The organism is Stenotrophomonas sp. P2112, assembly GCF_041897515.1.
Taxonomy (GTDB): Bacteria; Pseudomonadota; Gammaproteobacteria; order Xanthomonadales; family Xanthomonadaceae; genus Stenotrophomonas; species Stenotrophomonas sepilia.
On record NZ_CP169216.1, the window covers coordinates 3594733 to 3619770 of the forward strand.

The window sequence follows — 25038 nt, forward strand, 5'->3', positions numbered from 1 at the left end:
GGAACCCGAGATGAGCGCCTTCGACACTCCTAGCGCAGCCGCTGGCCAGCAGTGGAACGCCCAGGACTATGCGATCGATGCCGGCTTCGTACCGTTGCTCGGTGGCGCGGTCGCGCGCCTGCTCGATCCGCGCGCCGGTGAGCGCATCCTCGACCTGGGCTGTGGCGATGGCGTGCTCAGCACCGAGCTGGCCCTGAGCGGCGCGTGCATCCACGGCGTGGACGCGTCGCCGGAACTGGTGATCGCCGCCCGTGCACGTGGCGTCGACGCGCAGGTGATGGACGGCCACGCGCTGTCGTTCGACAGCGAGTTCGATGCGGTCTTCAGCAATGCCGCATTGCATTGGATGGGCAACCCGGACCGCGTGCTGGAAGGCGTGCGTCGCGCGCTGCGCCCCGGTGGCCGCTTCGTCGCCGAGTTCGGCGGCCATGGCAACGTGGCCACGATCGTCGCGGCGGTACAGGCCGCACGCGTGGCCCACGGCCATGGCGCCAGCACCTTCCAGTGGTACTTCCCGACCGCCGATGCCTATGCCGACCGCCTGCGCCAGCATGGCTTCCAGGTGCAACTGATCGAATGCACGCCGCGCCCGACCCCACTGCCGACCGGCGTGGCCGGCTGGCTGCGGGTATTCGCCGCGCCGCTGCTGGATGACCTGCCCGCCGAGGCCCGCGCCACCGTGCGCGAGGCTGCCACCGCGTTGCTGGCCGACCTGCCACGCAATGCCGCCGGCCAGGCGCTGGCCGACTACGTGCGCCTGCGTGTGCTCGCCCGCCGTCGCTGACTTGACCGTTCCGCTTTCTTTACTGATGTTCGCTATCTCGTACTTCTGCCAGGCATACGCATGACTTCCGCACCCCGCACCCTGTACGACAAACTGTGGGACGCCCACGTGGTGGTTCCCGAATCCGACAGCGCACCCGCCGTGCTGTACATCGACCTGCACCTGATCCATGAGGTCACCTCGCCGCAGGCGTTCACTGAACTGCGCGAGCGCGGCCTGTCGCCGCGCCGGCCGGACCGCACCAAGGCGACGATGGACCATTCCACGCCGACCCTGCCGGCTGCGGCGGACGGCACGTTGCCCTACGCCAGCGCCGCTTCCGAGGCACAGGTCGCCACCCTGGCGCGAAACTGCGCCGAGCACGGCATCGAACTGTTCGACATGGCCTCGGACAACCGCGGCATCGTCCATGTCATTGCGCCGGAACAGGGCTTCACCCAGCCGGGCATGACCATCGTCTGCGGCGACAGCCACACCTCCACCCACGGTGCATTCGGCTCGCTGGCCTTCGGCATCGGCACCAGCGAGGTCGGCCACGTGCTGGCCACGCAGTGCCTGCTGCAGCGCAAGGCCAAGACCTTCGCGATCACCGTTGACGGTGCGCTGGCACCCGGCGTCGGCGCCAAGGATGTGGTCCTGCACATCATCGGCGTGATCGGCGTCAACGGCGGCACCGGCCACGTGATCGAGTTCCGTGGCAGCACCATCGAAGCGATGGACATGGAACAGCGCATGACCCTGTGCAACATGTCGATCGAGGCCGGTGCACGCGCCGGCATGGTCGCGCCCGACCAGGTCACCTTCGACTTCGTCGCCGCTACGCCGCGCGGCCCCAAGGGCGCCGACTTCGACGCTGCCGTGGCGCGCTGGCAACAGCTGCGCAGCGATGACGGCGCGCGCTTCGACAGCGAAGTGCACATCGACGCCGCCGACATCCGCCCGACCCTGACCTGGGGTACGCATCCGGGTACCGCGATCGCCGTGGATGCGCCGATTCCCGCCGCCAACGATGCCGCCGCACAGAAGGGCCTGGACTACATGCACTTCCAGGCCGGCAAGGCGCTGGCGGGCACACCGGTGGACGTAGTGTTCGTTGGTTCGTGCACCAACGGCCGCCTGAGCGACATGCGCGAAGTCGCACAGGTGCTGCGCGGCCGTCGTGTTGCCGAGCGCGTACGCATGCTGGTGGTACCGGGCTCGGAGATCGTCAAGCGCGAGGCCGAGGCCGAGGGCATCCATGAGATCGTGCGCGCGGCCGGTGCCGAATGGCGCGAGCCGGGCTGCTCGATGTGCATCGCGATGAACGGCGATCTGGTCGCCCCCGGCCAGCTGGCCGTGAGTACCAGCAACCGCAATTTTGAAGGCCGGCAGGGCCCCGGTTCGCGCACGCTGCTGGCCTCGCCGATGAGCGCCGCATGGGCGGCGGTGAACGGGCACGTTGCCGATACCCGCGAACTGTTCGCACAGGAGGTGGCGTGATGGCCGGTTTCCGTACCCTGACCTCGGCCAGCGTGGTGCTGCGCCAGACCAACATCGACACCGACCAGATCATCCCGGCGCGGTTCCTGTCCACCACCGAGCGTGCCGGGCTGGGTCGCAACGCGTTCAACGACTGGCGCTGGCAAGCTGATGGTTCGCCGGTGGCCGACTTCGCCTTCAACCAGCCGCACAACGCCGGCCGCAGCATCCTGCTGGCGGGCCGCAACTTCGGCTGCGGCTCGTCGCGCGAACACGCGCCATGGGCGCTGACCGACCTGGGCCTGCGTGCCATCGTCAGCAGCGAGATCGCTGATATCTTCCGCGGCAACGCGCTGAAGAACGGCCTGCTGCCGATCGTGCTGGACGAGGCCGACGTCCAGGCGCTGATGCAGCGCCCGGACGATGCGCTGACCATCGACGTGGCTGCGCGCGAACTGCGCACCCCCGATGGCCAGGTCTATTCCTTCCCGCTGGATGGCTTCTCGCAGACCTGCCTGCTGGAAGGCGTCGACCAGTTGGGGTATCTGCTGGGCCGTGTCCCTGAAATCGAACGTTACGAGAGTGAGCATGCACGCTGAAATTGTTGTCCTGCCCGGTGATGGCATCGGCCCGGAAGTGGCCGCCGCGGCAGTTGCCGTCCTGAAGGCGGTCGCCGGACGCTTCAACCACACCTTCACCTTCAGCGAGCACGACATCGGTGGCATTGCCATCGACCGCCACGGTGAACCGCTGCCGGCGTCGACCCTCGCCGCCTGCCAGGCCGCCAATGCGGTGCTGCTGGGCGCGGTCGGCGGCCCGAAGTGGTCCGACCCGAACGCCAAGGTGCGCCCGGAACAGGGCCTGCTGGCGATCCGCAAGGCGCTGGGCCTGTATGCGAACCTGCGCCCGGTGCGTACCCACGAGGCCGCGCTGCACGCCTCGCCGATCAAGGCCGAGCTGCTGCAGGGCGTGGACTTCGTGGTGGTGCGTGAACTGACCGGCGGCATCTACTTCGGCGACAAGACCCGCGACGCCGACAGCGCCAGCGACCTGTGCCGCTATACCGTGGCCGAAATCGAGCGCGTGCTGCGCAGCGCCTTCCGCCTGGCCCAGCAGCGTCGCGGCAAGGTCACTTCGGTGGACAAGGCCAATGTGCTGGAAACCTCGCGCCTGTGGCGCGACGTGGCCGCACGCATCGGCCGCGAGGAGTTCCCGGACGTGGCGCTGGAGCACCAGTTGGTCGACTCGATGGCCATGCACCTGCTGGCCAAGCCACGCGAGTACGACGTGATCGTCACCGAGAACATGTTCGGCGACATCCTCACCGATGAGGCCTCGATGCTGGCCGGTTCGCTGGGCCTGCTGCCGTCGGCCTCGCTGGGCGAGCCGGGTGCGGTGGGCATTTACGAGCCCATCCACGGTTCGGCCCCGGACATCGCCGGCAAGGGCATTGCCAATCCGTACGCGACAATCTTCAGCGCCGCGATGCTGCTGCGCCATTCGCTGGGGCTGGAGGCCGAAGCGGCAGCCGTGGAAGCCGCCGTGCATGCGGTGCTGGATGACGGCGTGTTCACCGCCGACCTTGCGGCCAAGGGCCAGGCCGTCAGCACCGCCGCGGCAACCGACGCGGTGCTGGCGAAGCTGGGCTGATCCATCGGGCAACACCTGTAGAGTCGAGCATGGCACGGCTCTACAGGTGGCCCGTGGCCACTGCCCGACTCCGTGCCAACCAAGGTTGGCACCTACCACAGCGGTAGATCCACGCCATGCGTGGATGATTCGGTTCCCGCGCGGTAGGGCCACGCCATGCATGGCTTTGCTTACTTGGTGGTGTACCCACCATTGACCAGAATCGTCTGCCCGGTCATCCACCAGCCATCGGTCACCAGGAAGCGGATCCACGGCACGATATCGGCGATGTCGGTCAGCCCGGTGCGGGTGAACGCCGACAACGCCGCCGCAGTCTTGTGATACGCCTGCGCATCGGCGCTCTCGGCCGGATAGAAGAACGGCGTGTCCATCGGACCGGGACCGATCGCGGTCACCGAGATGCCGCGCTCGCCGAACTCCTTCGACGCCGCACGGGTGAAATGCTCGACCGGCGCCTTGGTGCCGGCATAGCTGGAATAGAACGGCGTGAACGCACCCAGCAGCGAGGTGACCAGGGTGCAGATGCGGCCACCGTCATTGACGTGGCGACCTGCCTCCTTCAGGAAGAAGAACGCGGCCTTGGCATTGACCGCGCTCATCTCGTCGTACTCCGCCTCGCTGATGTCCAGCAGCGGCTTCTTGAGTACCTTTCCCACCGTATTGATGGCGATGTCAGGACGGCCGACTGCGGCCACGGCATCGACGAACAAGCGCTCCATCGCTGCCGCCGACGTCAGGTCGCCCTGCAGGGCCACCGCCTTGCTGCCGGCGGCCTGCACCGTGGCTACAGTCGCTTCTGCATCGGCCTGGGTAGCGGCACTGTTGTAGTGGATGACGATGGCTTTGGCGCCCTGTGCGGCGAAGTCGCGGGCGATCAGGCCGCCCAGGTTCTTGGCGCCACCGGCGATCAGCACGGTCTTGCCCTTGAGGGAATGCTCGGTCATGGCTTCGGTCTCGGGAGGGGGCTGCCCGGGGTGGCAACCCTGCCCTGACGACGATATCGTGCAGAAAAAGCGGATAAAGCCCGCCACATTGACTTAACTTTCCAGAGTCAGCGAACAATGGACCGGATCGATCGCTTCCGCATCTTCACCCGGGTCGTGGAGTGCGCGAGCTTCACCCGCGCCGCCGACCAGCTCGGCCTGCCCCGCTCCACTGTCTCGGCAGCCATTGCGGAGCTGGAGCAGCGGCTCGGCACCCGCCTGCTGCAGCGCTCGACCCGGCGGGTGTCCACCACCCACGACGGCGACGTGTTCCATGCCCGCTGCCTGCGCCTGATCGCCGAGGTCGAGGACGCCGAATCGCTGTTCCTCCAGGTCGACGCCCAGCCGTCGGGGCTGCTGAAGATCGACGTACCCAGCCGCATCGGCCGCCGCATCATCGCACCGGCGCTGCCAGACTTCTTCGCCCGCTACCCTCAGGTGGAAGTGGACCTGGGCATGAGCGACCGCGCGGTGAACCTGATCGAGGACGGTTGCGATGCAGTGTTGCGGGTCGGCCAGCTGGGCGACTCCAGCCTGGTGGCGCGCACGCTGGGCCAACTGGATTTTGCCAACGTTGCGGCGCCGGCTTACCTGCGCGAACACGGCGTGCCGCAGCATCCTGCCGACCTGCCGCAGCATCGCGCGGTGAACTACGCGTCGCCGACCACGGCACGGGTGGAACCTTGGGAGTGGCAGGACGGCGGCCAACTGCGCACGCTGCCGATGCCTGGCTGGGTGCGTGTGAACAGCGCCGAGGCATCGATTGCGTGCTGTGTGGCGGGGTTGGGTCTTTTGCAGATTCCGCGCTACGACGTACAGGCCGAGCTGCAATCCGGCGCGCTGGTGGAAGTGATGCCACAGCACGTCGCACAGCCATTGCCGGTCACCCTGCTGCAGCCGCATCGGCAGCACCGTGCGCTGCGCGTGCAGGTGTTCATCGAATGGCTGCTGCCGGTGCTGCGGAGCGGCCTGCAGCTGCAGTAGATCCACGCCATGCGTGAATGCATGCATCCGTGCCAACCAAGGTTGGCACCTACCTGGGAAGGGAGCAACCGGCATGGGTGGGGTCAGAGCCCTTTCCCCGAGGGAAAGGGATCCGACCCCGGTCGGCATCACGCCCCGGATTCATCGGGCTTCACCCGGAACCACGCCGCGTACAATGCCGGCAGGAACACCAGGGTCAGCACCGTACCGACGATCAGGCCGCCCATGATCGAGATCGCCATCGAGCCGTAGAACGCGCTGCGCGACAGCGGAATCATCGCCAGCACGGCTGCCAGTGCGGTCAGCACGATCGGGCGGAAGCGGCGCACCGTGGCGTCGATGATCGAATGCCAACGGTCATGCCCGGCATCGATGTCCTGCTGGATCTGGTCGATCAGGATCACCGAGTTGCGCATGATCATGCCGGCCAGCGCGATCGTGCCCAGCAGCGCCACGAAGCCGAACGGCGCCCGGAACAGCAGCAGGAACAGGGTCGCGCCGATGATGCCCAGCGGCGCGGTCACCAGCACCATCGCTGCACGCGAGAAGCTGCGCAGCTGCAGCATCAGCAGCGTGGCCACCACCACCAGGAACAGCGGCATGCCGGCCTTGATCGAGTTCTGGCCACGCGCTGAATCCTCCACGGTACCGCCGGTTTCCAGCAGGTAACCACTGGGCAGCTCGGCACGGATGCCGTCCAGTGTGGGCAGGATCTGATGCACCACGTCCAGCGCCTGCATGCCATCACTGATGTCGGCGCGCACGGTCACCGTCGGCAACCGGTTGCGGTGCCAGATGATGCCGTCCTCGAAGCCGTACTCCATCGTCGCCACCTGCGACAGCGTGATGCTGCCACCGTTGGCGGTGGGCATCGACAGGCTGGACAGCAGCTCCAGTTGATTGCGCTCATCGGCCGGCCCGCGCAGCAGCATCTCGATCTGGCGATTGCCCTCGCGATACACGCTTACCGATTGCCCGGCCAACGAACTGGACAGGAACTGGCTGACCTGGGCGCTGCTCACGCCCAGCGCGCGGGCGCGCTCCTGGTCGACCACCAGGCGCACCACCTTGCTCGGCTCGCTCCAGTCCAGGTTGACGTTCATCACGTGCGGGTTCTCCCGCACCTTGGCCTCGACCTGCCGCGCGATCGCCTGCACCTTCTCGATGTGCTCGCCGGAGATGCGCATCTGCACCGGATAGCCGACCGGCGGGCCGTTCTCCAGGCGGGTCACGCGCATCTGCACGTCCGGGAACTTCGGGATCACCTCGTGCAGCAGCCAGTCGCGGGTGCTTTCGCGTGAAGTGATGTCCTTGGCCAGCACCACGAACTGGGCGAAGTTGGTCGCCGGCAGCTGCTGGTCCAGCGGCAGGTAGAAGCGCGGCGAACCGGTGCCCACATAGGACACGTAGTTGGCAATGCCCTCGCGGCTGGACAGCAGCTTCTCAAGCTTCTCGGCCTGGGCCTGGGTCGAGCGCAGCGAGGCGCCCTCGGCCAGCTCGATGTCCACCATCAGTTCCGGCCGGGTCGAGTCCGGGAAGAACTGCTGCGGCACGAAGCGGAACATCATCAGCGAGAACACGAACAGGCCGATGGTCGCCGCGATCACCCACCAGCGATGCCGCAGGCAGGTATCGAGGAAGCGACGGAAACTACGATAGAACGGGCGCTGGTACGGATCGTGGTCGTGCCCGTGCTGCGGCGGCGCGATCAGATTGGCCAGCGCCGGATAGCGGTCGGCCCACTGCTGGCGCTTGGCGTGCCAGCGCGCTGACAGGCTGCCCGGCTTCGGCGGCTGCGGATTGAACAGGTCCGGCAGCATCTTGTCGCCCAGGTAAGGGATGAACAGCACCGCTGCGATCCACGACACCACCAGCGCGATGGTCACCACCTGGAACAGCGAGCGGGTGTATTCACCGGTACTCGATGCCGCAGTGGCAATGGGCAGGAAGCCGGCCGCGGTGATCAGGGTGCCGGTCAGCATCGGGAACGCGGTCGACTCCCAGGCGAAACTGGCGGCGCGCAGGCGGTCGTAGCCCTGCTCCATCTTGGTGGCCATCATCTCCACCGCGATGATCGCATCGTCCACCAGCAGTCCCAGCGCCAGCACCAATGCACCCAGCGAGATCTTGTGCAGGCCGATGTCGAAGTAGTGCATGACAAAGAAGGTCATCGCCAGCACCAGCGGGATGGTCACGCCCACCACCAGGCCGGTGCGCAGGCCCAGCGAGAAGAAGCTGACCAGCAGCACGATCACCACCGCCTCGGTCAGCACCTGCACGAACTCGCCGACCGACTCTTCCACCGATTGCGGCTGGTCGGACACCTTGCGCAGCTGCATGCCGGCCGGCAGGGTCTTCTGCAGGCGTTCGAACTCGGCATCGAGGTTGGCGCCGAGCTTGAGGATGTCACCGCCATCCTTCATCGCCACCGCCAGGCCGATCGCCTCTTCGCCCATGAAGCGCATCTTCGGCGACGCCGGATCGGCGAAGCCACGCTTGACCTCGGCGATGTCGCCCAGGTGCACGGTGCGGTCGCCGGCGCGGATCGGGAACTGGCGGATCGCTTCGATGTCGTTGAACTGGCCGGTCACCCGCAGCTGCACGCGATCGGTGGCGGTCTCGAAGAAGCTGGTGCCGGTCACTGCGTTCTGGTCGGCCAGCGCCTGCTGCACCTGCTGCATCGACACGCCCAGCGTGGCCAGCCGGGTGTTGGACAGTTCGATCCACACCTTCTCGTCCTGCAGGCCGACCAGGTCGATCTTGCCGACGTCGGGCACCCGCTGCAGTTCCAGCTGGATGCGGTCGGCGTAGTCGCGCATCACCGCGTAGTCGAAGCCCTTGCCGGTCAACGCATAGATGTTGCCGTAGGTGTCGCCGAACTCATCGTTGAAGAACGGACCGACGATCTCGCGCGGCAGCGTCGGGCGGATGTCGCCCACGCGCTTGCGCACCTGGTACCACAGGTCCGGGATCTGCCTGGAACGCAGGCTGTCGCGCGCCATGAAGATGATCTGCGATTCGCCCGGGCGCGAGTACGAGCGGATGAACTCGTACTCGCCGGTATTCATCAGCGCCTTCTCAAGCGGCTCGGTCACCTGCCGCGAGACCTGCTCGGCGGTCGCCCCCGGCCACAATGTGCGCACCACCATCGCCTTGAAGGTGAACGGCGGGTCCTCGGACTGGCCCAGATGCTTGTACGACCATGCGCCGATCAGCGCGAAAGCCAGCATCGCAAACAGCACCAGCGGGCGGTTGGACAACGCCCACTCGGAAAGATTGAAGCGGCGCACCGGCTTACTCCCTGGCCTTGGCGGCAGCGGCCGGCGTAGCCGGCTTCAGCACGGGACGGTTCTGCCGGTCCACGGCGATCACCGGCTGGCCGGCCCGCAGCAGGTGGCCACCCGCAGCAACTACCCAGTCGCCCCCGCTCACGCCCGACAGTACCGGTACCGTCTCGCTGCCAAACGCACCGGTGGTAACCGTTGCGGCCTTCAGCGTGCTGTTGCCCGGATCGACCACCCATACGCTGGCGGCACCGTTGGCACCACGCTGCAGCGCGCCCAGCGGCAGCTGCAGGGTGCCGTGGCGACCGGCGCTGCTGTAGACGCGTGCACTCTGGCCCAGTTCGACGTCGGCCAGCGCATCGGCGGGCAGGCTGACCCGGGTCGCATAGGTACGTGCCTGCGGATCGGCAGCGGCGGCGATCTCCCGGATCGTGCCCGGCAGGCGCTGGCCGGGGCGATTCCACAACTCCACCTCGACCGGTTGGCCCACAGCATAGTCGCGGATGGTGGCCTCGGGCAGGTCGATCAGCACTTCGCGGCCACCGTCGGCGGCCAGGTTGAAGATGGTCTGCCCGGCGGACACTACCTGCCCGGCCTCGGCCTCGCGGTTGGCGATCACACCGTCGGCCGGCGCACGCAGCTGTGCGTAGCCGGCCTGGTTGCGGAGCACATCGAGGTTGGCGCGGGCGGCGTTGGCCTGGCCCTGCGCGGCCTTGAACGCGGCGGACTGCTGGTCCAGCTGCGAGCGGCTGACCAGCTGCTGGTCGGCCAGCACCTGGTAACGCTTGAGGTCATCGCGGGCGCGCACCAGATCGGCTTCGGCTGCCGCCAGCTGCGCCTGCGAGGCACGGGCCTGCAGCGCGAAGTCGGCCACGTCCAGCTCGGCCAGCACGTCGCCCTTCTTCACCCGTTGCCCGGCATCGACGTGGCGCTTGACCAGGTTGCCGCCAACGCGGAACGACAGCGGGCTTTCCTGTCGCGCACGCACCGTGCCCGGGAACGCCGCCGGCGCCTGCCCGGCCTGCTCGCCGGGGTGAACCACCAGCACCGGTACGGCCGCCGGTGGCGCCTGTTCCTGCCCCGAACAGGCTGCCAGCGCAGCCATCCACACCATACCGCCCATCCAGCGCACGATCTTCATCGGTCAACGTCCTGAAAACGCAGGGTTGCAACTAAGGGAGGAGCCGCGACTGCCGGCCCAATTTAATAAACCGGCCGGTATAGTATAAATATCGAACCGCTTGGTCTAGTATTGTCGCGATGAGTTCCCACATTTCCCGCAAGCCGTCGGCCAAGCCCGCTGCCAAGGCCGCCGGACCCGGGCGCCCCAAGGACCTCGGCAAGCGCGCGGCGATCCTTGAAGCAGCCAAGGCACTGTTCATCGAACAGGGCTATACCGGCGTGAGCATGGACACCATCGCCGCTCAGGCCGGCGTCTCGAAGCTGACTGTGTACAGCCACTTCGGCGACAAGGAGACGCTGTTCTCCGAGGCGGTGCAGTCAAAGTGCATTGAAATGCTGCCCGACGCGCTGTTCGTAGCCGACGCGGACGGCCCGCTGCGCGACCAGCTGATCGGTATCGGCCTGGCCTTCTTCGAGCTGATCACCTCCGACGCGGCGATCTCGATCCAGCGCATGATGATGGCGCCGGAGACCGACGAACGCCTGCGCGCGCTGTTCTGGAAAGCCGGCCCCGAGCGTACCTGCGAGGCCCTGGCCGATTTCCTGCGTGCCCGCGCCGAACGTGGCGAACTGGATATCCCCGACTGTGCTCTGGCCGGCGAGCAGTTCCTGACCCTGGTCAAGGGCGAAGTGCACATGCATATGATGTGCGGCATGCCACTGTCACCCGTGGAATGCGACCCTCTTGCCCACGTGACCGCCAGCATCGACTTCTTCCTGCGCGCCTACGCGCCGCGAGGGGCCGGAACGGCTGAATAACCAAAACTGAACGAACCGGAGGTCGCGATGACTTCCGGCACTGCGACCCCGGCCCCCGGCAGCTGATGCTCTGGGCGCGCCGCCGGCCTCCGGCACCGGTAAAATGGCCGGCCCACTGCGCTGGATTTGAACCTCATGACGATTGATTACGCCCACGCCCGCGAACTGATGGTGGAACAGCAGATCCGTCCTTGGGACGTGCTGGACATCAAGGTGCTCGACGTCCTGGCCCGCCTGCCGCGCGAGGCCTTTGTCGCCGACGCGCACCGGGCACTGGCCTACGCCGATGTCGAACTGCCGATCGGCCACGGCCAGAAGATGATGAAGCCGGTCATCGAGGGCCGTACCCTGCAGGCACTGGACCTGCAGCCGGGTGACGAAGTGCTGGAAATCGGCACGGGCAGCGGCTTCCTGTCGGCCTGCATCGGCGCGCTGGCGCGCGATGTGCTGAGCTTGGAAATCGACCCGGAGCTGGCCGCCGCTGCGCGTGCCCGCCTGGACGCCTCCGGCCTGGGCAGCAACGTCCGCGTGGAAGTGGCCGATGCCCTGTCCTGGCAGACCGAACGCCGCTTTGACGTGATCTGTGTCACTGGTGCGGTCGACGTGGTGCCGTCACAGTTCGCCTCGTGGCTGCGTCCGGGTGGCCGCCTGTTCGTGATCCACGGCCGCTCGCCGGCGATGGAGGCCCTGCTGGTCAAGGCCGACGGCAGCTCCGAGTCCCTGTTCGAGACCGATATCGATTACCTGCGTGGTGCCGCCCCGGCCCCCCAGTTCCACCTCTGAGTCCAAGGAAGCCGCAATGATCCGCCGATCCCTCGCTGTTGCGCTGGCCACTGCCCTGCTGCCGTTGTCCGCCCATGCCGCCGACCTGCTGCAGGTCTACGAAATGGCCCGCAACGGCGATCCGCAGCTGTCGGCCGCCGAATCGACCCGGCTGTACGACAAGGAAGGCGCCGTGCAGGCGCGTGCCGCCCTGCTGCCGCAGATCAACGGCCAGGCCGCGCTGAACCGCACGCGCAGCGAGCCGAACGCCGACGCCAACTCCGGCTCGTTCACCAACAAGCGCCGCACCTACACGATCGACGGCAGCCAGACGCTGTTCAACTGGACCCAGATCAACAACCTGCGCTCGCAGCGTGAGCTGAGCAAGGCGGCGGACTTCACCCTCGAATCGGCCAACGACAACCTGATCGTGCGCACCTCGGCGGCCTACTTCAATGTGCTGGTGGCGATCGAATCGCTGAACGCCGCACAGACCAATGAAGCGGCCGCGAAGAAGCAGTTCGACTTCGCCGACAAGCGCCTGGAAGTGGGCCTGGCGCCGATCACCGACGTGCACGAAGCACGCGCCCAGTACGACCAAGCGCGCGCCAACACCATCATCGCGCAGAACACCCTGGCCGATAACTACCAGGCCCTGACCGAACTGACCGGCCAGCCGGTGACCAACCTGCGTGGCCTGCCGGCGGACTTCCGCCCGGAAGTGCCGGCCAACCGCGGCAACATCGACGAGCTGGTGCAGCAGGCCACCACCCAGAATCCGGCGCTGAAGGCGCAGGAGCTGAAGGTCAGTGCCGCCGAAGCCGGCGTGCAGGCTGCCCGTGGTGGTCATTACCCGACCCTGTCGCTGGGCGGCAGCTGGGGCAAGAGCGCCACCTGGGGCGACAGCACCGGTGCCGGCTCGCTGTCGCCGGATGCGCGCACCAACAGCATCGGCCTGACCCTGAGCGTGCCGATCTTCTCCGGTGGTGCCACCCAGTCCGGCGTGCGCCAGGCGCTGGCGCAGCGTGACATCGCCCAGGACGGCTACGAGCAGCAGAAGCGTGCCCTGGATCGCAATACCCGCAATGCCTACCAGACCCTGGTTCAGGGCATCAGCGAAGTGGAAGCCCGCCGCCTGGCGGTGGTCTCGGCGCAGAGCGCGTACGACGCTTCGCAGGTCGGCCTGGAAGTCGGTACCCGTACCGTGCTGGATGTGATCCAGAACCAGCGCATCCTGTTCTCGGCACAGCTGGACTATGCCCAGGCCCGCTACACCTTCCTGCAGAACCGCCTGCTGCTGAGCCAGTCGCTGGGTGCGCTGGACGTGGCCGAACTGCAGGACGTCAATCGGCTGCTGACCCAGGACGCGGGCAACCCGGCCACGACCACGCGCTGAGTCGTCGCCCCTGCAACGAAAAAGCCACCCGCGAGGGTGGCTTTTTTGCAGATGCTGCATCCACACGCGCGCGCCCCGGCGTGGCCCCACGAACCGTCAGCCCGGCCATGCGCGCAGGCGTTCCAACGCCGCGAGCGCGCACAGCACGGCTGCCAAGGGGGCCAGCATCGACATCATCAGCCCGCAGCCGGCTGCGCCTTGCCGGGTGTCATCCCGACGCCGCAGCACCGCCAGGCACAGCGCTGCCATGACCACCAGCGTTGCCGGACCCGGCAGCGCCGGCAAGGTGCCCTGCGGCAGCCCCAGCACCAGCATCACCGCCGGCAGCGCAACCACCATTGCGCTCAGGCGCGTGCGGGATCGTCCCGCCGCGTCAGCTGCGCGGGGCCACAACGATGTGGCCAACCGGACGGCCAGCATCAGCAGCACCAACTGCAGGGCGGCCAGGCCCGCTGCCCCGGCCAGGGGCAACAATGGCAGCATCCACTGCAGCTGGGGGTGCACCTGCAGCGCAACCGCCAGTGGCCGGGTACTGGCGAGCGCGGAAAACTCGACCAGCCCGGCCTGCAATGCTGCCAGCACGATCAGCAGCAGCATCGCCAGCAACGAGACCAGCGCCAGCACCGCCGGCTGCCACATCGCGCCCTGGCGGCGCAGCGCAGGAAAGCCCAGTGCCAGGCCCACGCTGGCAAATATGCCCAGCAGCGGCACCGCAGCCGCCAGCACGCCCCCCAGCCCGAAGCGATACGGTGCGGTCGCCGGAGGCAGCCAGGGAATCCAATGCCCGTAGTGCACATGACGCGCCGCCAGCGCCAGCAGCAACACCCCCACACCGATCTTCACCGTCAGCAGCGCACAGGCCGCCAGAGCCACACCCCGCGGCGGCAGCAACGCGAGCGCGCTCAACATCAGCAGACCCATGGCCGCCGCTACCTGCACGGGCAGCCAGTCGTTGGCATGGAGGCCTCCGGTAGCCAGCACGGCATGTACATGGCGGGCCATGGACTGTGCCGCGCCCGCCGTGGTCGCCGTCAGCTCAAGCAACAGGATCGCGCCCAGAACGATGGCCACCCGTGGCCCCCAGCTGGCGGCCAACAGTCCGTACAGGCCATCGGCCGCCGGCAGTCGCAGCACCAGATCCTGCAGGCAGCACAGCACCAGGCCAGCCCCCAGTGCGGCCAGCAACAGGCTCAGTACGATGGCCGGGCCAGCCTGTGCCGCCGTGTGCTGGCCCACCAGCGCGATCACGCTGCCGCCCACCAGCAGCGTCAGTGCCACCACAGCCAGGTGGTCCATCCCCAAGCGCGCCCCACCGGTGCCGTCCCTGCCCCTGTCGCCGTCCATCGCAAGTTCCCTTGATATCCGCCCAAGCGCGGTCGACAGCAGGCTGGCAGCCTGCGTCGTCCTGCGGAATCGGAATCGGTGCTGCGTGCGCCACGATGTGATGGCAGGCACGCTGCCATCGGCAGGGTCGGTCCAGCAACGACAGAAAAATCGTCGCTAAGCAGAATTGATGAAGTTGATCACGACAACGCAGCGCAGCGCCGACGCCGCGCTGCCGGGATCACTCGCGCGGTGGTGGCAGGTGCGGTGCGACCAGCGCAAGCGTGCGCTGCAGCGCGCCACGGCCATTGCTGACCAACGTGCAGCCCGCACGCGCCATGTCTTCGCGGGCCTGCGCATCTTCAAGCAGATGCTGCAGCAGGTCGCCCACCGCCTGCGCATCTTCGCCGATCAGCAGCGCACCGGCCTCGCGCATGCGCCGGGAGATTTCCGCGAAGTTGTGCAGGTGCGGGCCGGTCACCGCCGCGGTTCCCATCGCAGCGGGCTCCAGCAGGTTGTGGCCACCGATGGCCTGCAGGCTGCCGCCGACGAAGGCGACCTGGGCGCAGGCGTAGAACGGCATCAGCTCGCCGAGGGTGTCGATGACGAACACGTCTGTGGCGGCGTGCGGCCACTGGTCCACGCGGCGGGTCGCCACGCTCCAGCCCTGTTCGCGCGCCAGCGCTTCCACCTTCGGGAAACGTTCGGGATGGCGCGGTGCCCACAGCAGCAGCAGATCCGGATGCTGCTGGCGCAGGCGGCGGTGCAGGTCGATCACCGCCTGCTCTTCGCCATCATGGGTACTGGCGGCGATCCATACCGGGCGCGCGGCCGGCACCCGTGCATGGAACTGTTCGACAAAGCCCTGCACGTCCGGCGTGGTGATGTCGAACTTCAGGTTGCCCAGTGCCTGCACCTGGCCGGGCTCCGCCCCCAGCTGCACGAAGCGCTCGGCATCGTCCTGTGACTGCGCGGCCACGCAGGTGACGGTGCGCAGGGCGCGGCGGATCAATGCGGCCAGCAGCCGGTAGCCGCGCAGCGAACGCGCCGACAACCGGGCATTGAGGATGTAGACCGGAACGCCACGGTCACGGCAGCCGAACAGCATGTTCGGCCACAACTCGGTTTCCAGGATCAGCGCCAGGCTGGGCTGGAAATGGCCGAGGAAGCGATTGACGCTGCCCGGCACGTCGTACGGCAGGTAGACATGGTCCAGCGCGTCGCCCCAGAGCGCACGCACGCGCTCGGAGCCGGTCGGAGTGATGGTGGTGATGACCCAGCGGATGTCCGGGCGCTGCTGGCGCAGGGCGTTGACCAGCGGCGCGGCGGCATTGACCTCGCCCACCGAGACCGCGTGCAGCCACACCCGTGGCTGGCCGGTCGGCTGCGGATAGGAGGCGTAGCGTTCGTCCCAGCGCCGGAAGTACTCACGGACCCGGAAGCCGCGCCAGACCAGGTGGTACACGGTGATCGGCAGCAGGATGTAGAGCACGACCGAGTACAGGCCGCGCAGGATCCATTCGACAGGGTCTTTACGCATGCGGCAAGGATACGGGAGCCCCCCGGGAAAGACACGCGGCCGCCTTGGTAGAATGGCCCCATGTCAGATGCCTCCACCGCCGTCCGCCCGTCGCTGCGCGATCCGCGCAACTGGCCGATGTTCGCCGCCATGTTCGGCGCCTTCGCCATCGCCCGCCTGCCGTGGATGCTGCAGCGCGCGCTGGGCCGGGGCGTCGGCTGGATCACCTGGCGCCTGCTCGGCAGCCGCCGCCGCGCCGCCGAGGTCAATCTGCAGCTGTGCTTCCCCGAGAAGGACGAGGCGTGGCGGCAGCGCCTGGTGCGCGACAGTTTCGATGCGCTGGGCGTCGGCGTGTTCGAGTGCATCCGCGCCTGGTGGGGCAGCATCGACAGCATCCGCCCGCAGGTACGGATCGAAGGCCTGGAACACCTGCGGCGGATGCAGGCCGAAGGCCGCGGCGTCCTGCTGGTCTCCGGCCACTTCATGACCCTGGAAATGTGCGGCCGCCTGCTGTGCGACTACGTCGATCTTTCCGGCATGTACCGCAAGCACAAGAACCCGGTGTACGAGTGGGCGGTGAAGTTCGGCCGCCTGCGCTATGCCAAGGCGATGTTCGCCAACGAGGACATCCGCGCGACCGTGCGCCACCTGAAGAAGGGCGGCTTCCTCTGGTACGCGCCAGACCAGGACATGCGCGGCAAGGACACCGTGTTCGTGCCGTTCTTCGGCCACACCGCTTCGACCATCACCGCCACCCATCAGCTGGCGCGCATGACCGGCTGTGCGGTGATTCCGTACTTCCACCGGCGCGAAGGCGGAAAGTACTTCCTGAAGATCGGCGCGCCGCTGGAGAACTTCCCCAGCGAGGATGTGGAAGCCGATACCACGCGGGTCAACCAGGCCATCGAAGCGATGGTGCGCGAGGCTCCCGACCAGTACCTGTGGATCCACCGCCGCTTCAAGCGCCAGCCCGGCGGCCGGAGTGATTTCTACAAATAACGGTGGGGCGGGAGGGTTTCGTCCACGCATGGCGTGAATTTGATGACGCGGAGCATTCTGAAGTAGATCCACGCCATGCGTGGATGCTCTACATCCGGGTGCCGGCACCTACAACGGCCAACGGCACCATGCGTGCGGGTACTCACCCAACGTGCCGGCCAGGCCCGCACGGACCGGATTGGCCAGGATGTACATCGCCTTCTCATGAAGGGATTCATCGCTGCGTACGGCATGATCGTGGTAACCGTGCTGCCACAGCGCCCCTCGTCGCTCCAATCGCCGGTTCAGCAGTCGGCTGCTGCGTGATTTGAGCAGGGCCATACACTCGGCCAGGGTTCCTCCGCGCAGCTCCATCAGCCAGTGCAGATGGTCGGGCATGACCACCCAGGCGAGGCTGTGGCTGAAGCCCTTGCGCTCTACGAAGCGCAGGGTGTCGATAAGGATCGCCACGTTTGCCGCATCGGCGAACAACGGTTCGCGGCCGAGGGTTGCTGTGGTCAATGAATAAACGTTGCCGGATCGGGAATACCGACCGTAGCGAAGTCTGGGGCTGGCCATGCCTCCAGCGTGCGCGAACTGCCGGGACACCGATAGTGGAGATGTCACCGTGTTCAGGTCGGGAAAGCCTCATCCACGCATGGCGTGGATCTACTGATCGACTCCATGGTTGATCCCTACCATGCGCGGATGCGCGGTCACTTCACCGGCGGGGAATCATCTGCGTCGCGCGCCAGCAGGCTGCCGGCGAACAGGGCTGCCAGCAGCACCGTCAGGCCACCCCAGAACGCGGAATAGAACGCCAGGTGCGTATTGAGCGGGAACACCGTAACCGCCAGCGCCAGCATCGCCGGTCGGGCGCGATCACGCGCAGCCGCCGGGGCATAGCGCCAGGCCCGCCAGGCCTGCGCCACCGCCGCCAACCACAACAGCAGGCCCAGAACGCCGGTCTCGGCAAGGATTTCCAGCACGATCTGGTGGGCGTGCAACGCCGGTTGGCTGCCCCACACGGCGGGACCCTCATCTGACACGCAGGCCGGATACGCATCGCGGAAGCCGCGCGCACCGACACCGTTGACCGGATGCTCCTCGATCATGCACACCGCTGCGGCCCAGATGCGCGCGCGCCCCGAAAGCGCCTCGTCAACGCCCTGCCCGTCTTCGTTCCATGCCTGCGCCGTGCGCGCGACACGCTCGCGCAGCTGCGGCACGCCCGCTGTCAGTGCGGCCGTACCCAGCGCTGCCACCAGGGCCAGCAGCAGCAGCCGCTTCCAGCCGAACTGGCGCACGCCGCTGTAGGCCAGCACCAGCACAAAGGTGATCCACGAGGCGCGCGAACCTGCCAGCAGCAGCACGCACCCCAGTGTTGCAGCGGCCAGCAGCCACCCTGCATTGCCGAAACGCTGCGCCATCGGCAGCAGCAGGAACGGTGACAGGCTGGCCAGCACCTGGCCGAATTTCAGATTGCAGGGCCCAAGCGCGCCACTGAGGCGGTCGGCCAGTGCGGCTTCGTCGGCCGGGCACAACGCGTGGCCACTCACGGCCAGCTTCAGGTGTTCCAGCGACCAGAACCACGGGCTGGTGCCAGCCAGCGCCTGCACCAGCGCGTCCAGCGTCCACACGCCGGTGATCAGCGCCAGGCCACCGAAGGTCAAGCGCCGCCGTTCCGGCGTGGCCACCGCGATCGCCACCAGCCACATGAAGGGCAGGTAGCGCAGTCCGGCGGCCGCCTTGGTCCACGAGGCCGAAGGGTCGATCGCATCGATGGCCGAAAACGCCTGCGGCAGCCAGTAGCCGAGGAACAGGATCGAGGTCAGCGCCCACGCCGCCGTGCTCAACAGGTGCGGACGGCGCTGCAGCCGGCGCATCACCATGCGCGCGGCAGCATAGACCGCGCCAAGGCCCAGCACGGTTTCGGCAATGCCCGGCAGCGGCCACATCGCCACGTACGCCAGCACCCACCAGGGCGCCCAGCGCCCGGCACGGTCGTCGCGCACGATAGCAGCGGGGTCAGCCGGCGAAATCGGCATAGAGGCGGAGGGTATCGCGCTGCATGGCCTGCAGGGTAAACGGGATGCGGGTCGGCAGGGACGGCGGCTGCGCCAGCAGGGCCAGCGCACGTTCACCCAGCGCGCGCGCGTCGCCGAGCGGCACCGCACCGCTGGGCTGCAGCTGCAGCAGCAGTTCGCCGACGCCACCGTGGTCCCAGCCCAGCACCGGGCGACCGACCGACAGCGCCTCGACCACGGTGCGGCCAAAGGCTTCCGGCTTGTCTGACAGCTGCAGCACCAGATCGCTGGCGGCGTAGGCCTGGGCGATGCGGACGGTAGGCGTGCTGATCTGTACGGCCTCGGCCACGCCCAGTGCCGCGGCCTGGCGGCGCAGGTCAGCCACGTAGGCCTCGCGCCCGGGTTCGTCGGTGCCCAGCATCCACAGCTGGGCAGGCACGCCGGCGGCACGCACGTCGGCCAGCAGCTGCAGCGCGTGGGTGTGGCCCTTCAGCCGGGTGCCGCGCCCCGGCAGCAGCAGCAGCGGGCCTTCGACCTGGGCCAGCCACGGGTAGTCGGCCGCCAGCGCCAGCCGCGGGCGGCGGTCGGCGCGCGCCACGCGCGGGAACTGGTTGACGTCGACACCTCTCGGTATGACCCGCAGTTTTTCTTCCGGCACCGTCGGGTAATGGCGTTGCACGTAGGCGCGCACGGTGTTGGACACGCAGATCACGCGTTCGCCACTGGTCATCACCGCGCTGTAGCGGCTGGGCGAGTTCAACCCGTGCACGGTGGTCACCCAATGCGGGCGCTGTGCGGCGGGCATGGCGCGGATCGCGTACAGGCCCAACCAGGCCGGCAGCCGCGAACGGGCATGCACGATGTCCGCACCAACTTCGGCAAACAGCCGGCGCAGGGTCGGCAGATGGCGCAGGGTCAGCAGCGACTTGCGGCCGATATCCAGGGTGAGGTGCTCGGCACCACTGTCCAGCAGCGGCTGCACCAGGCGGCCACCGGCAGACACCACCAGCGCGCGATGGCCGGCGGCAACCAGGGCCGCAGCGATTTCCAGGGTCGAGCGCTCGACACCACCGGAGTGCAGCGCCGGCAGCAACTGCACCACGGTCAATCGGCGCATCGAAGGGGCCGCCGTTTAGTCGGCCAGCACGAACACGGAACCGCAGTACGGGCACTGCGCTTCGCCGTTGGGCTCGTCTTCGATCGGCAGGTACACGCGCGGATGCGAGTTCCACAGCGCCATTTCCGGGGTCGGGCAGCTCAACGGCAGATCGCTGCGGTGCACGGTGTAGCGCTTCTCGGCGTTGGCGGGCGCGGTGGCGGTATGGCTCATGGCGGATTCGGTGAACGGGTTGCGAGGCCCGTGATTCTAGCATCTGGGCCGCAACGACATTGCCCCGCAACGGGCCTTTGCACGCCGCCGCCGATGCCTCGCATCTCCCCACCGCGCGCCGGGCGGCGGCGATTCCGGGGATTTCGCGGTCGTTCCGGCAGGTTCGCTCGCCAGAATCGACTCCAGCGATATTTCCCGCATTTGGATCGAACTAAATGGCACTTGCCAGCGCGCGGCGGCTGTTGCAGGATCGGGCCAGGTCGCACCTCGACCCACCCAACCCAACCCGATCGCATGGCCCGCCCCCACCGGACCGGCATCGCCTCTTCCACTGCCAGCCTGGCGGGCGGAGCGATGCTGTCCGTGGTGTCCGCCGATGCGGGTTCGCCCGCCGCCAGCCCTTCCGGGAGACCCTTGCATGACCCTGTCCGATCCGCGCCGCGCCCTGCTTCCGCTCGCCCTGGCCCTGGCCTGTGCGACCACTGCGATGCCGGCGCGGGCGCAGGGGCTGCAGACCTCGTTCGAACCGGGCGAACCTGTACCGGCGCAGGCCACCGGTGCGCTTCAGGTCACGATCGGCAATGGACCGGCCGCGCCCTACGCCGCCAAGCGCAACGCCGGCTACAGCGGCCTGCATGCGCTGCGCTACAGCAGCGAAGGCGGCAGCGCGCGGCGCGAACTGTTCAAGGCCGACCTGCCCATCGAGGCCGATACCACGCTGTCGTGGCTGGTGCTGCCGGAAATCGTCGGCAAGGACACCGTCGCCTCGACCTATGTATCGCTGGACCTGCTGCTGGACGATGGCAGCCGCGTTTCGGCCGGTGCGGCACGCGACCAGCATGGCGTGGCGATCGGCGCACGCGCGCAGGGCGAATCGAAGACGCTGTACCCGCAACAATGGGCCCGCAAGGCAGTGCGGCTGGGCGACGTGCCCACGCTGAAGGGCCGCCGCGTGGTGGCGATCGAGCTGGAGGTAGCCAGTGCAGAGGGCGCGCCGGTCTCTGGCTGGATTGATGACGTGCGCCTGGATGCCCAACCGCGGCAGCGGCCGCAGCGCGTCTCCGACTGGGTGCTGACCACCCGCGGCACCCAGGCCAACGGCACCTTCTCGCGCGGCAACAATTTCCCGGCCACGGCGGTGCCGCACGGGTTCAACTTCTGGACCCCGGTGACCGACGCCGGCGCACTGAACTGGCTGTACCGCTGGAACGAACAGAACGATGCGCAGAACCGCCCGCAGCTGCAGGCACTGGCACTGAGCCACCAGCCCAGCCCGTGGATGGGCGACCGCCAGACCTTCCAGGTGATGCCCTCGGTCAGCCGTGGCGTGCCGGACGCCGACCGCCGCAAGCGCGCGCTGTCGTTCGACCGCCGTCATGAAAGCGCGCGCCCCTACCGCTACGACGTGCGCTTCGACAATGGCATCGCTGCTGCCATCGCACCGACCGACCATGCCGCGCTGTTCCGCTTCGAGTTCCCCGAGGGCGGCGACGCCAACCTGCTGTTCGACAATGTCGATGCGCGTGGTGGCCTGACCCTGGACACGGCCACGCAGACCCTCAGCGGCTACACCGATACGCGCAGTGGCCTGTCCAACGGCGCCAGCCGCATGTACGTGGTGGCCAGCTTCGACAAGCCGTGGCGCAGCAGCGGCCGCCTCGACACCGGCCGCCCGACCGGTTACATCAAGTTCGATGCTGGCAGCGACCGGCAGGTGACGATGCGCATCGCGACCTCGCTGATCTCGGTGGAACAGGCGCGTCACAACCTGGCGCTGGAAATCTCCGCCGCCGACACGCTGGAAAGCGTGGCGGGCCGTGCGCAGGATGCATGGGACGCGCGCCTGGCCCGCTTCGACATCGGCGATGCCACTGACGACCAGAAGACCACCTTGTATTCCAGCCTGTACCGGCTATACCTGTATCCCAACTCCGGCCACGAGAATGCCGGCAGCGCGGCCGCGCCTGACTGGCGCTACGCCAACCAGGCCAGCGCCAGCGACGACAACACCGAAGGCAGCGCGAACCGCAGCTTCACCGGCGTGCGCGATGGCAAGGTGTTCGTCAACAACGGCTTCTGGGACACCTTCCGCACCACCTGGCCAGCCTATGCGCTGTTCACGCCCGACGATGCCGGGCAGATGGTGCAGGGCTTCATCGAGCAGTACCGTGCCGGTGGCTGGATCGCACGCTGGTCGTCGCCGGGCTACGCCGACCTGATGGTCGGCACCAGTTCGGACGTTGCCTTCGCCGATGCGTGGCTGAAGGGCATCGGCGGCTTCGATCCGGCCGAGGCCTACGCCGCCGCGCTGAAGAACGCGACCGTGGTCCCCCCCGACCGCCATGTCGGCCGCAAGGGCATGGACCGTTCGACCTTCCGTGGCTACGCCAGCGCGGACGTGCACGAAGGCATGTCGTGGACGATGGAAGGCGCACTGAATGACTTCGGCATCGCCAACATGGCCGACGCTCTGGCCAAGCGCGCGACCACGCCGGCCGGACGCGAGCGCTACAGCACCGAGGCCGACTACTTCCGCCATCGCGCCGCCAGCTACGCGACGATGTTCGATCCGGCCGCCGGCTTCTTCCAGGGCCGCAAGGCCGATGGCCAGTGGCGCGTGGACGCCAAGGCCTACGACCCGCGCGTGTGGGGCCACGACTACACCGAATCCAATGGCTGGACCTTCGCCTTCACCGCCGCCCACGATGGCGAAGGACTCGCCGCGCTCTATGGTGGCCGTGACAAGCTGGCAGCGAAGCTGGATGCCTTCTTCTCCACCCCGGAAACCGCCGACCCCGCGTTTGCCGGATCCTACGGCGGCACCATCCACGAGATGACCGAAGCGCGCGATGTGCGCATGGGCATGTACGCGCACAGCAACCAGCCGGCGCACCACATCCCATGGATGTACCTGTACGCCGGGCAGCCGTGGAAGACCCAGCAACACGTGCGCGAGATCCTGTCGCGGCTGTATGTGGGCAGCGAGATCGGCCAGGGCTATCCGGGCGACGAGGACAACGGCGAGACCTCCGCGTGGTACGTGCTGGCCTCGCTGGGCCTGTATCCGCTGCGCATGGGCGCCCCGGAGTACGTGATCGGTTCACCGGCGTTCGAACATGCGAGGGTGGAACTGCAGGGCGGTGCGGTGCTGACCGTGAACGCGGCCAACAACTCACCCGAGAACGTCTACGTGCAGTCGCTGAAGATCAATGGCAAGCCGTGGACGAAGACCTGGGTGCCGCACGAGCTGATCGCCAAGGGCGCGACGCTGGACTTCGTGATGGGGCCGCAGCCGTCGCGCTGGGGCAGCGGCGTGGACGATGTGCCGCGCTCGCTGACCGCGCGGGGCCAGCGCCCGCAGCTGCTGCACGACCTGCTCGGCAGAGGCGCCAAGGCGACGCTGGCCGATGGTCGCGCCCTGCCGGCGCTGGTCGACGACGATGCCGCCACGACCGTCGGCCTGGGCGGCGGCGCAACCATCGCACTGACCGGCCTGGGCGACGGCGTGCCGACCATGTACACGCTCACCAGCGGTGACGGCCGCATCCAGGGCGGCGAATGGACGCTGGAAGCGCGCAGCGGCAACGGCCGCTGGATCGTGCTCGACCAGCGCAGCGGCGAAGCCTTCGAGTCTGCCCGCCAGACCCGACCGTTCCGCATCGCCAAACCCGGTCGTTACAGCGAGTATCGGCTGCGCCTGGCCGCACCGGGCCGGCTGCCGCTGGCGGAGATCGAACTGTTGGCGCCCAGCGCCGTACAATGAGCCCCATGCGCTACCGTCTGCTGCCTCTGGCCCTTGTTGCCCTTTCCTTCTCCAGCTTCGGCCAGACCCAGGCCTTTGATGCGCAGCTGACCCGCGACGGCGTGACGCTGAACTACCAGGACGCCCGTGGCGCCCTGGCCGCGCCGCAGCGCAAGCGGGTGATCGATACGTTCTACTTCGCCTACCTGCGCGAACGTGCGGACTTCCACCCGGCCGCGCCGTCGATGGTGCGCATCGTGATCGACCCGGCCTACACCGGGATCGCCTTCGTCGGTGACAAGGACCAGGCCGCAACGATCACCATCAACCCGGGTTGGCTGGCGCAGCACCCCAACGACATCGATCTGGTCACCCATGAGGCCATGCACATCGTGCAGGGCTATCCGGGCTATGGCGACGCACGGGTGCCGGGTTGGCTGGTGGAGGGCATCGCCGACTACGCACGCGACCGCTACGGCATGGACAATGCCGCCGCGGGCTGGGCACTGCCGGGCAAGGTCGAGAAGGGGCAGAACTTCGACAGCGGCTACCGTGTCACCGGTGCGTTCCTGAAATGGGCCGACGCCGAACATCCAGGCCTGGTGCTGGCACTGGACAAGGCCCTGCGCGACGGCCGCTATGCACCGGCGCTGTGGCAGAAGCACACCGGCAAGGCACTGCCGGCGCTGTGGGCGCAGTACGCCAAGCCGCGTTCCGACGCTCCGCCGCCGGCCCCTGCACGCCGCGGCAAGCGGCGCTGACTGGGCGATCAACTGGGTATAGCCGCGACTGGATAGAGTCGACTGGGTAGAGTCGACTGTTAGTCGACTGACTTTCGTACAGCCCCCGAAAACCCCGCGCTTCGCGCGATAGTCGA

The 25038-nt window shown here is 67.9% G+C and carries 20 protein-coding genes; 11 read left to right on the forward strand and 9 right to left on the reverse strand.

Translation table 11 applies throughout. From position 1 onward, the window contains the following. Nucleotides 1-10: 10 nt before the first annotated feature. Genes ACEPA4_RS16575 through leuB form a run of 4 tightly spaced genes read left to right on the forward strand, consistent with a single transcriptional unit; the run spans nucleotide 11 to nucleotide 3892 of the window. The gene (locus tag ACEPA4_RS16575) at nucleotides 11-784 is read left to right on the forward strand and encodes a trans-aconitate 2-methyltransferase (RefSeq protein ID WP_065178344.1); all 774 of its coding nucleotides are present in this window, start codon (nucleotides 11-13) and stop codon (nucleotides 782-784) included. A 60-nt stretch (nucleotides 785-844) separates the two neighbouring features. Next, complete coding sequence (gene leuC / locus ACEPA4_RS16580) at nucleotides 845-2263, forward strand: 3-isopropylmalate dehydratase large subunit (RefSeq protein WP_065178343.1); 1419 nt, start codon at nucleotides 845-847, stop codon at nucleotides 2261-2263. Further along, nucleotides 2263-2841: a 3-isopropylmalate dehydratase small subunit gene (gene leuD / locus ACEPA4_RS16585; RefSeq protein ID WP_005419117.1), complete on the forward strand. Its 579-nt coding sequence runs from the start codon at nucleotides 2263-2265 to the stop codon at nucleotides 2839-2841. Before leuC ends, leuD begins: the two co-directional genes overlap by 1 nt. Continuing rightward, nucleotides 2831-3892: a 3-isopropylmalate dehydrogenase gene (gene leuB / locus ACEPA4_RS16590; RefSeq protein ID WP_053499071.1), complete on the forward strand. Its 1062-nt coding sequence runs from the start codon at nucleotides 2831-2833 to the stop codon at nucleotides 3890-3892. The genes leuD and leuB overlap by 11 nt, the downstream gene beginning before the upstream one ends. A 170-nt stretch (nucleotides 3893-4062) precedes the next feature. Here the strand turns inward: leuB and ACEPA4_RS16595 are convergent, their stop codons facing one another. Beyond that, the gene (locus ACEPA4_RS16595; RefSeq protein WP_065178342.1) at nucleotides 4063-4836 is read right to left on the reverse strand and encodes an SDR family oxidoreductase; all 774 of its coding nucleotides are present in this window, start codon (nucleotides 4834-4836) and stop codon (nucleotides 4063-4065) included. 117 nt (nucleotides 4837-4953) lie between these two features. Between ACEPA4_RS16595 and ACEPA4_RS16600 the strand changes: the two genes are divergently transcribed. Next, nucleotides 4954-5859, forward strand: coding sequence for a LysR family transcriptional regulator (locus ACEPA4_RS16600; protein WP_053499076.1), 906 nt, complete (start codon nucleotides 4954-4956; stop codon nucleotides 5857-5859). A gap of 128 nt (nucleotides 5860-5987) precedes the next feature. Here the strand turns inward: ACEPA4_RS16600 and ACEPA4_RS16605 are convergent, their stop codons facing one another. Together ACEPA4_RS16605 and ACEPA4_RS16610 are read right to left on the reverse strand one after the other, a co-directional pair. Continuing rightward, complete coding sequence (locus tag ACEPA4_RS16605; protein WP_049416701.1) at nucleotides 5988-9149, reverse strand: efflux RND transporter permease subunit; 3162 nt, start codon at nucleotides 9147-9149, stop codon at nucleotides 5988-5990. Between the two features lie 4 nt (nucleotides 9150-9153). Continuing rightward, nucleotides 9154-10284 carry an efflux RND transporter periplasmic adaptor subunit gene (locus ACEPA4_RS16610; protein WP_262090953.1) on the reverse strand — a complete coding sequence of 377 codons (1131 nt, stop codon included), beginning with the start codon at nucleotides 10282-10284 and terminating at the stop codon, nucleotides 9154-9156. 119 nt (nucleotides 10285-10403) lie between these two features. On the opposite strand from ACEPA4_RS16610, the gene ACEPA4_RS16615 reads away from it, so the two are divergent. The 3 genes from ACEPA4_RS16615 to ACEPA4_RS16625 all read left to right on the forward strand — a co-directional run bounded on the left by ACEPA4_RS16615 (nucleotide 10404) and on the right by ACEPA4_RS16625 (nucleotide 13242). Next, complete coding sequence (locus ACEPA4_RS16615) at nucleotides 10404-11084, forward strand: TetR/AcrR family transcriptional regulator (protein ID WP_005419125.1); 681 nt, start codon at nucleotides 10404-10406, stop codon at nucleotides 11082-11084. A gap of 135 nt (nucleotides 11085-11219) precedes the next feature. Continuing rightward, nucleotides 11220-11867: a protein-L-isoaspartate O-methyltransferase gene (locus ACEPA4_RS16620; protein WP_049416694.1), complete on the forward strand. Its 648-nt coding sequence runs from the start codon at nucleotides 11220-11222 to the stop codon at nucleotides 11865-11867. 16 nt (nucleotides 11868-11883) lie between these two features. Continuing rightward, entirely contained in the window at nucleotides 11884-13242 is a 1359-nt protein-coding gene (locus ACEPA4_RS16625; RefSeq protein WP_374082901.1) for a TolC family outer membrane protein, read from the forward strand. 96 nt (nucleotides 13243-13338) lie between these two features. Here the strand turns inward: ACEPA4_RS16625 and ACEPA4_RS16630 are convergent, their stop codons facing one another. Together ACEPA4_RS16630 and waaA are read right to left on the reverse strand one after the other, a co-directional pair. After that, nucleotides 13339-14538 (reverse strand): amino acid transporter, encoded by a 1200-nt coding sequence (locus ACEPA4_RS16630; protein WP_374082902.1) that lies wholly within the window; start codon nucleotides 14536-14538, stop codon nucleotides 13339-13341. Nucleotides 14539-14806: 268 nt separating this feature from the next. Then, nucleotides 14807-16105 carry a lipid IV(A) 3-deoxy-D-manno-octulosonic acid transferase gene (waaA, locus tag ACEPA4_RS16635; protein ID WP_262090952.1) on the reverse strand — a complete coding sequence of 433 codons (1299 nt, stop codon included), beginning with the start codon at nucleotides 16103-16105 and terminating at the stop codon, nucleotides 14807-14809. Between the two features lie 60 nt (nucleotides 16106-16165). On the opposite strand from waaA, the gene ACEPA4_RS16640 reads away from it, so the two are divergent. After that, nucleotides 16166-17083 (forward strand): LpxL/LpxP family Kdo(2)-lipid IV(A) lauroyl/palmitoleoyl acyltransferase, encoded by a 918-nt coding sequence (locus tag ACEPA4_RS16640; protein ID WP_065185354.1) that lies wholly within the window; start codon nucleotides 16166-16168, stop codon nucleotides 17081-17083. A gap of 108 nt (nucleotides 17084-17191) precedes the next feature. Here the strand turns inward: ACEPA4_RS16640 and ACEPA4_RS16645 are convergent, their stop codons facing one another. The 4 genes from ACEPA4_RS16645 to ACEPA4_RS16660 all read right to left on the reverse strand — a co-directional run bounded on the left by ACEPA4_RS16645 (nucleotide 17192) and on the right by ACEPA4_RS16660 (nucleotide 20419). Beyond that, entirely contained in the window at nucleotides 17192-17641 is a 450-nt protein-coding gene (locus ACEPA4_RS16645) for a transposase (RefSeq protein ID WP_032954504.1), read from the reverse strand. Between the two features lie 137 nt (nucleotides 17642-17778). Beyond that, complete coding sequence (locus ACEPA4_RS16650; protein WP_262090951.1) at nucleotides 17779-19110, reverse strand: O-antigen ligase; 1332 nt, start codon at nucleotides 19108-19110, stop codon at nucleotides 17779-17781. Continuing rightward, a complete protein-coding gene (locus ACEPA4_RS16655; protein ID WP_139727636.1) occupies nucleotides 19091-20206 on the reverse strand; it encodes a glycosyltransferase in 1116 nt (371 codons plus the stop codon). The genes ACEPA4_RS16650 and ACEPA4_RS16655 overlap by 20 nt, the downstream gene beginning before the upstream one ends. Nucleotides 20207-20221: 15 nt before the next feature. Beyond that, nucleotides 20222-20419, reverse strand: a complete 198-nt coding sequence (locus tag ACEPA4_RS16660; protein ID WP_005410967.1) for a zinc-finger domain-containing protein — start codon at nucleotides 20417-20419, stop codon at nucleotides 20222-20224. A 418-nt stretch (nucleotides 20420-20837) separates the two neighbouring features. Between ACEPA4_RS16660 and ACEPA4_RS16665 the strand changes: the two genes are divergently transcribed. Both ACEPA4_RS16665 and ACEPA4_RS16670 read left to right on the forward strand, forming a co-directional pair. Next, nucleotides 20838-24182 (forward strand): GH92 family glycosyl hydrolase, encoded by a 3345-nt coding sequence (locus tag ACEPA4_RS16665; protein ID WP_262090950.1) that lies wholly within the window; start codon nucleotides 20838-20840, stop codon nucleotides 24180-24182. Next, nucleotides 24179-24922: a basic secretory protein-like protein gene (locus ACEPA4_RS16670; protein WP_032954509.1), complete on the forward strand. Its 744-nt coding sequence runs from the start codon at nucleotides 24179-24181 to the stop codon at nucleotides 24920-24922. The genes ACEPA4_RS16665 and ACEPA4_RS16670 overlap by 4 nt, the downstream gene beginning before the upstream one ends. Nucleotides 24923-25038 lie beyond the last annotated feature (116 nt).

Bases quoted from the DNA above. Each gene is read 5' to 3' on its own strand.
- leuD (WP_005419117.1), top strand. From the start codon at position 2,263: ATGGCCGGTTTCCGTACCCTGACCTCGGCCAGCGTGGTGCTGCGCCAG.
- ACEPA4_RS16660 (WP_005410967.1), bottom strand. From the start codon at position 20,419: ATGAGCCATACCGCCACCGCGCCCGCCAACGCCGAGAAGCGCTACACC.
- leuB (WP_053499071.1), top strand. From the start codon at position 2,831: ATGCACGCTGAAATTGTTGTCCTGCCCGGTGATGGCATCGGCCCGGAA.
- ACEPA4_RS16575 (WP_065178344.1), top strand. From the start codon at position 11: ATGAGCGCCTTCGACACTCCTAGCGCAGCCGCTGGCCAGCAGTGGAAC.
- ACEPA4_RS16670 (WP_032954509.1), top strand. From the start codon at position 24,179: ATGAGCCCCATGCGCTACCGTCTGCTGCCTCTGGCCCTTGTTGCCCTT.
- ACEPA4_RS16610 (WP_262090953.1), bottom strand. From the start codon at position 10,284: ATGAAGATCGTGCGCTGGATGGGCGGTATGGTGTGGATGGCTGCGCTG.
- waaA (WP_262090952.1), bottom strand. From the start codon at position 16,105: ATGCGTAAAGACCCTGTCGAATGGATCCTGCGCGGCCTGTACTCGGTC.
- ACEPA4_RS16665 (WP_262090950.1), top strand. From the start codon at position 20,838: ATGACCCTGTCCGATCCGCGCCGCGCCCTGCTTCCGCTCGCCCTGGCC.
- ACEPA4_RS16640 (WP_065185354.1), top strand. From the start codon at position 16,166: ATGTCAGATGCCTCCACCGCCGTCCGCCCGTCGCTGCGCGATCCGCGC.
- leuC (WP_065178343.1), top strand. From the start codon at position 845: ATGACTTCCGCACCCCGCACCCTGTACGACAAACTGTGGGACGCCCAC.
- ACEPA4_RS16615 (WP_005419125.1), top strand. From the start codon at position 10,404: ATGAGTTCCCACATTTCCCGCAAGCCGTCGGCCAAGCCCGCTGCCAAG.
- ACEPA4_RS16645 (WP_032954504.1), bottom strand. From the start codon at position 17,641: ATGGCCAGCCCCAGACTTCGCTACGGTCGGTATTCCCGATCCGGCAAC.
- ACEPA4_RS16655 (WP_139727636.1), bottom strand. From the start codon at position 20,206: ATGCGCCGATTGACCGTGGTGCAGTTGCTGCCGGCGCTGCACTCCGGT.
- ACEPA4_RS16650 (WP_262090951.1), bottom strand. From the start codon at position 19,110: ATGCCGATTTCGCCGGCTGACCCCGCTGCTATCGTGCGCGACGACCGT.
- ACEPA4_RS16595 (WP_065178342.1), bottom strand. From the start codon at position 4,836: ATGACCGAGCATTCCCTCAAGGGCAAGACCGTGCTGATCGCCGGTGGC.
- ACEPA4_RS16620 (WP_049416694.1), top strand. From the start codon at position 11,220: ATGACGATTGATTACGCCCACGCCCGCGAACTGATGGTGGAACAGCAG.
- ACEPA4_RS16625 (WP_374082901.1), top strand. From the start codon at position 11,884: ATGATCCGCCGATCCCTCGCTGTTGCGCTGGCCACTGCCCTGCTGCCG.
- ACEPA4_RS16600 (WP_053499076.1), top strand. From the start codon at position 4,954: ATGGACCGGATCGATCGCTTCCGCATCTTCACCCGGGTCGTGGAGTGC.
- ACEPA4_RS16630 (WP_374082902.1), bottom strand. From the start codon at position 14,538: ATGGACCACCTGGCTGTGGTGGCACTGACGCTGCTGGTGGGCGGCAGC.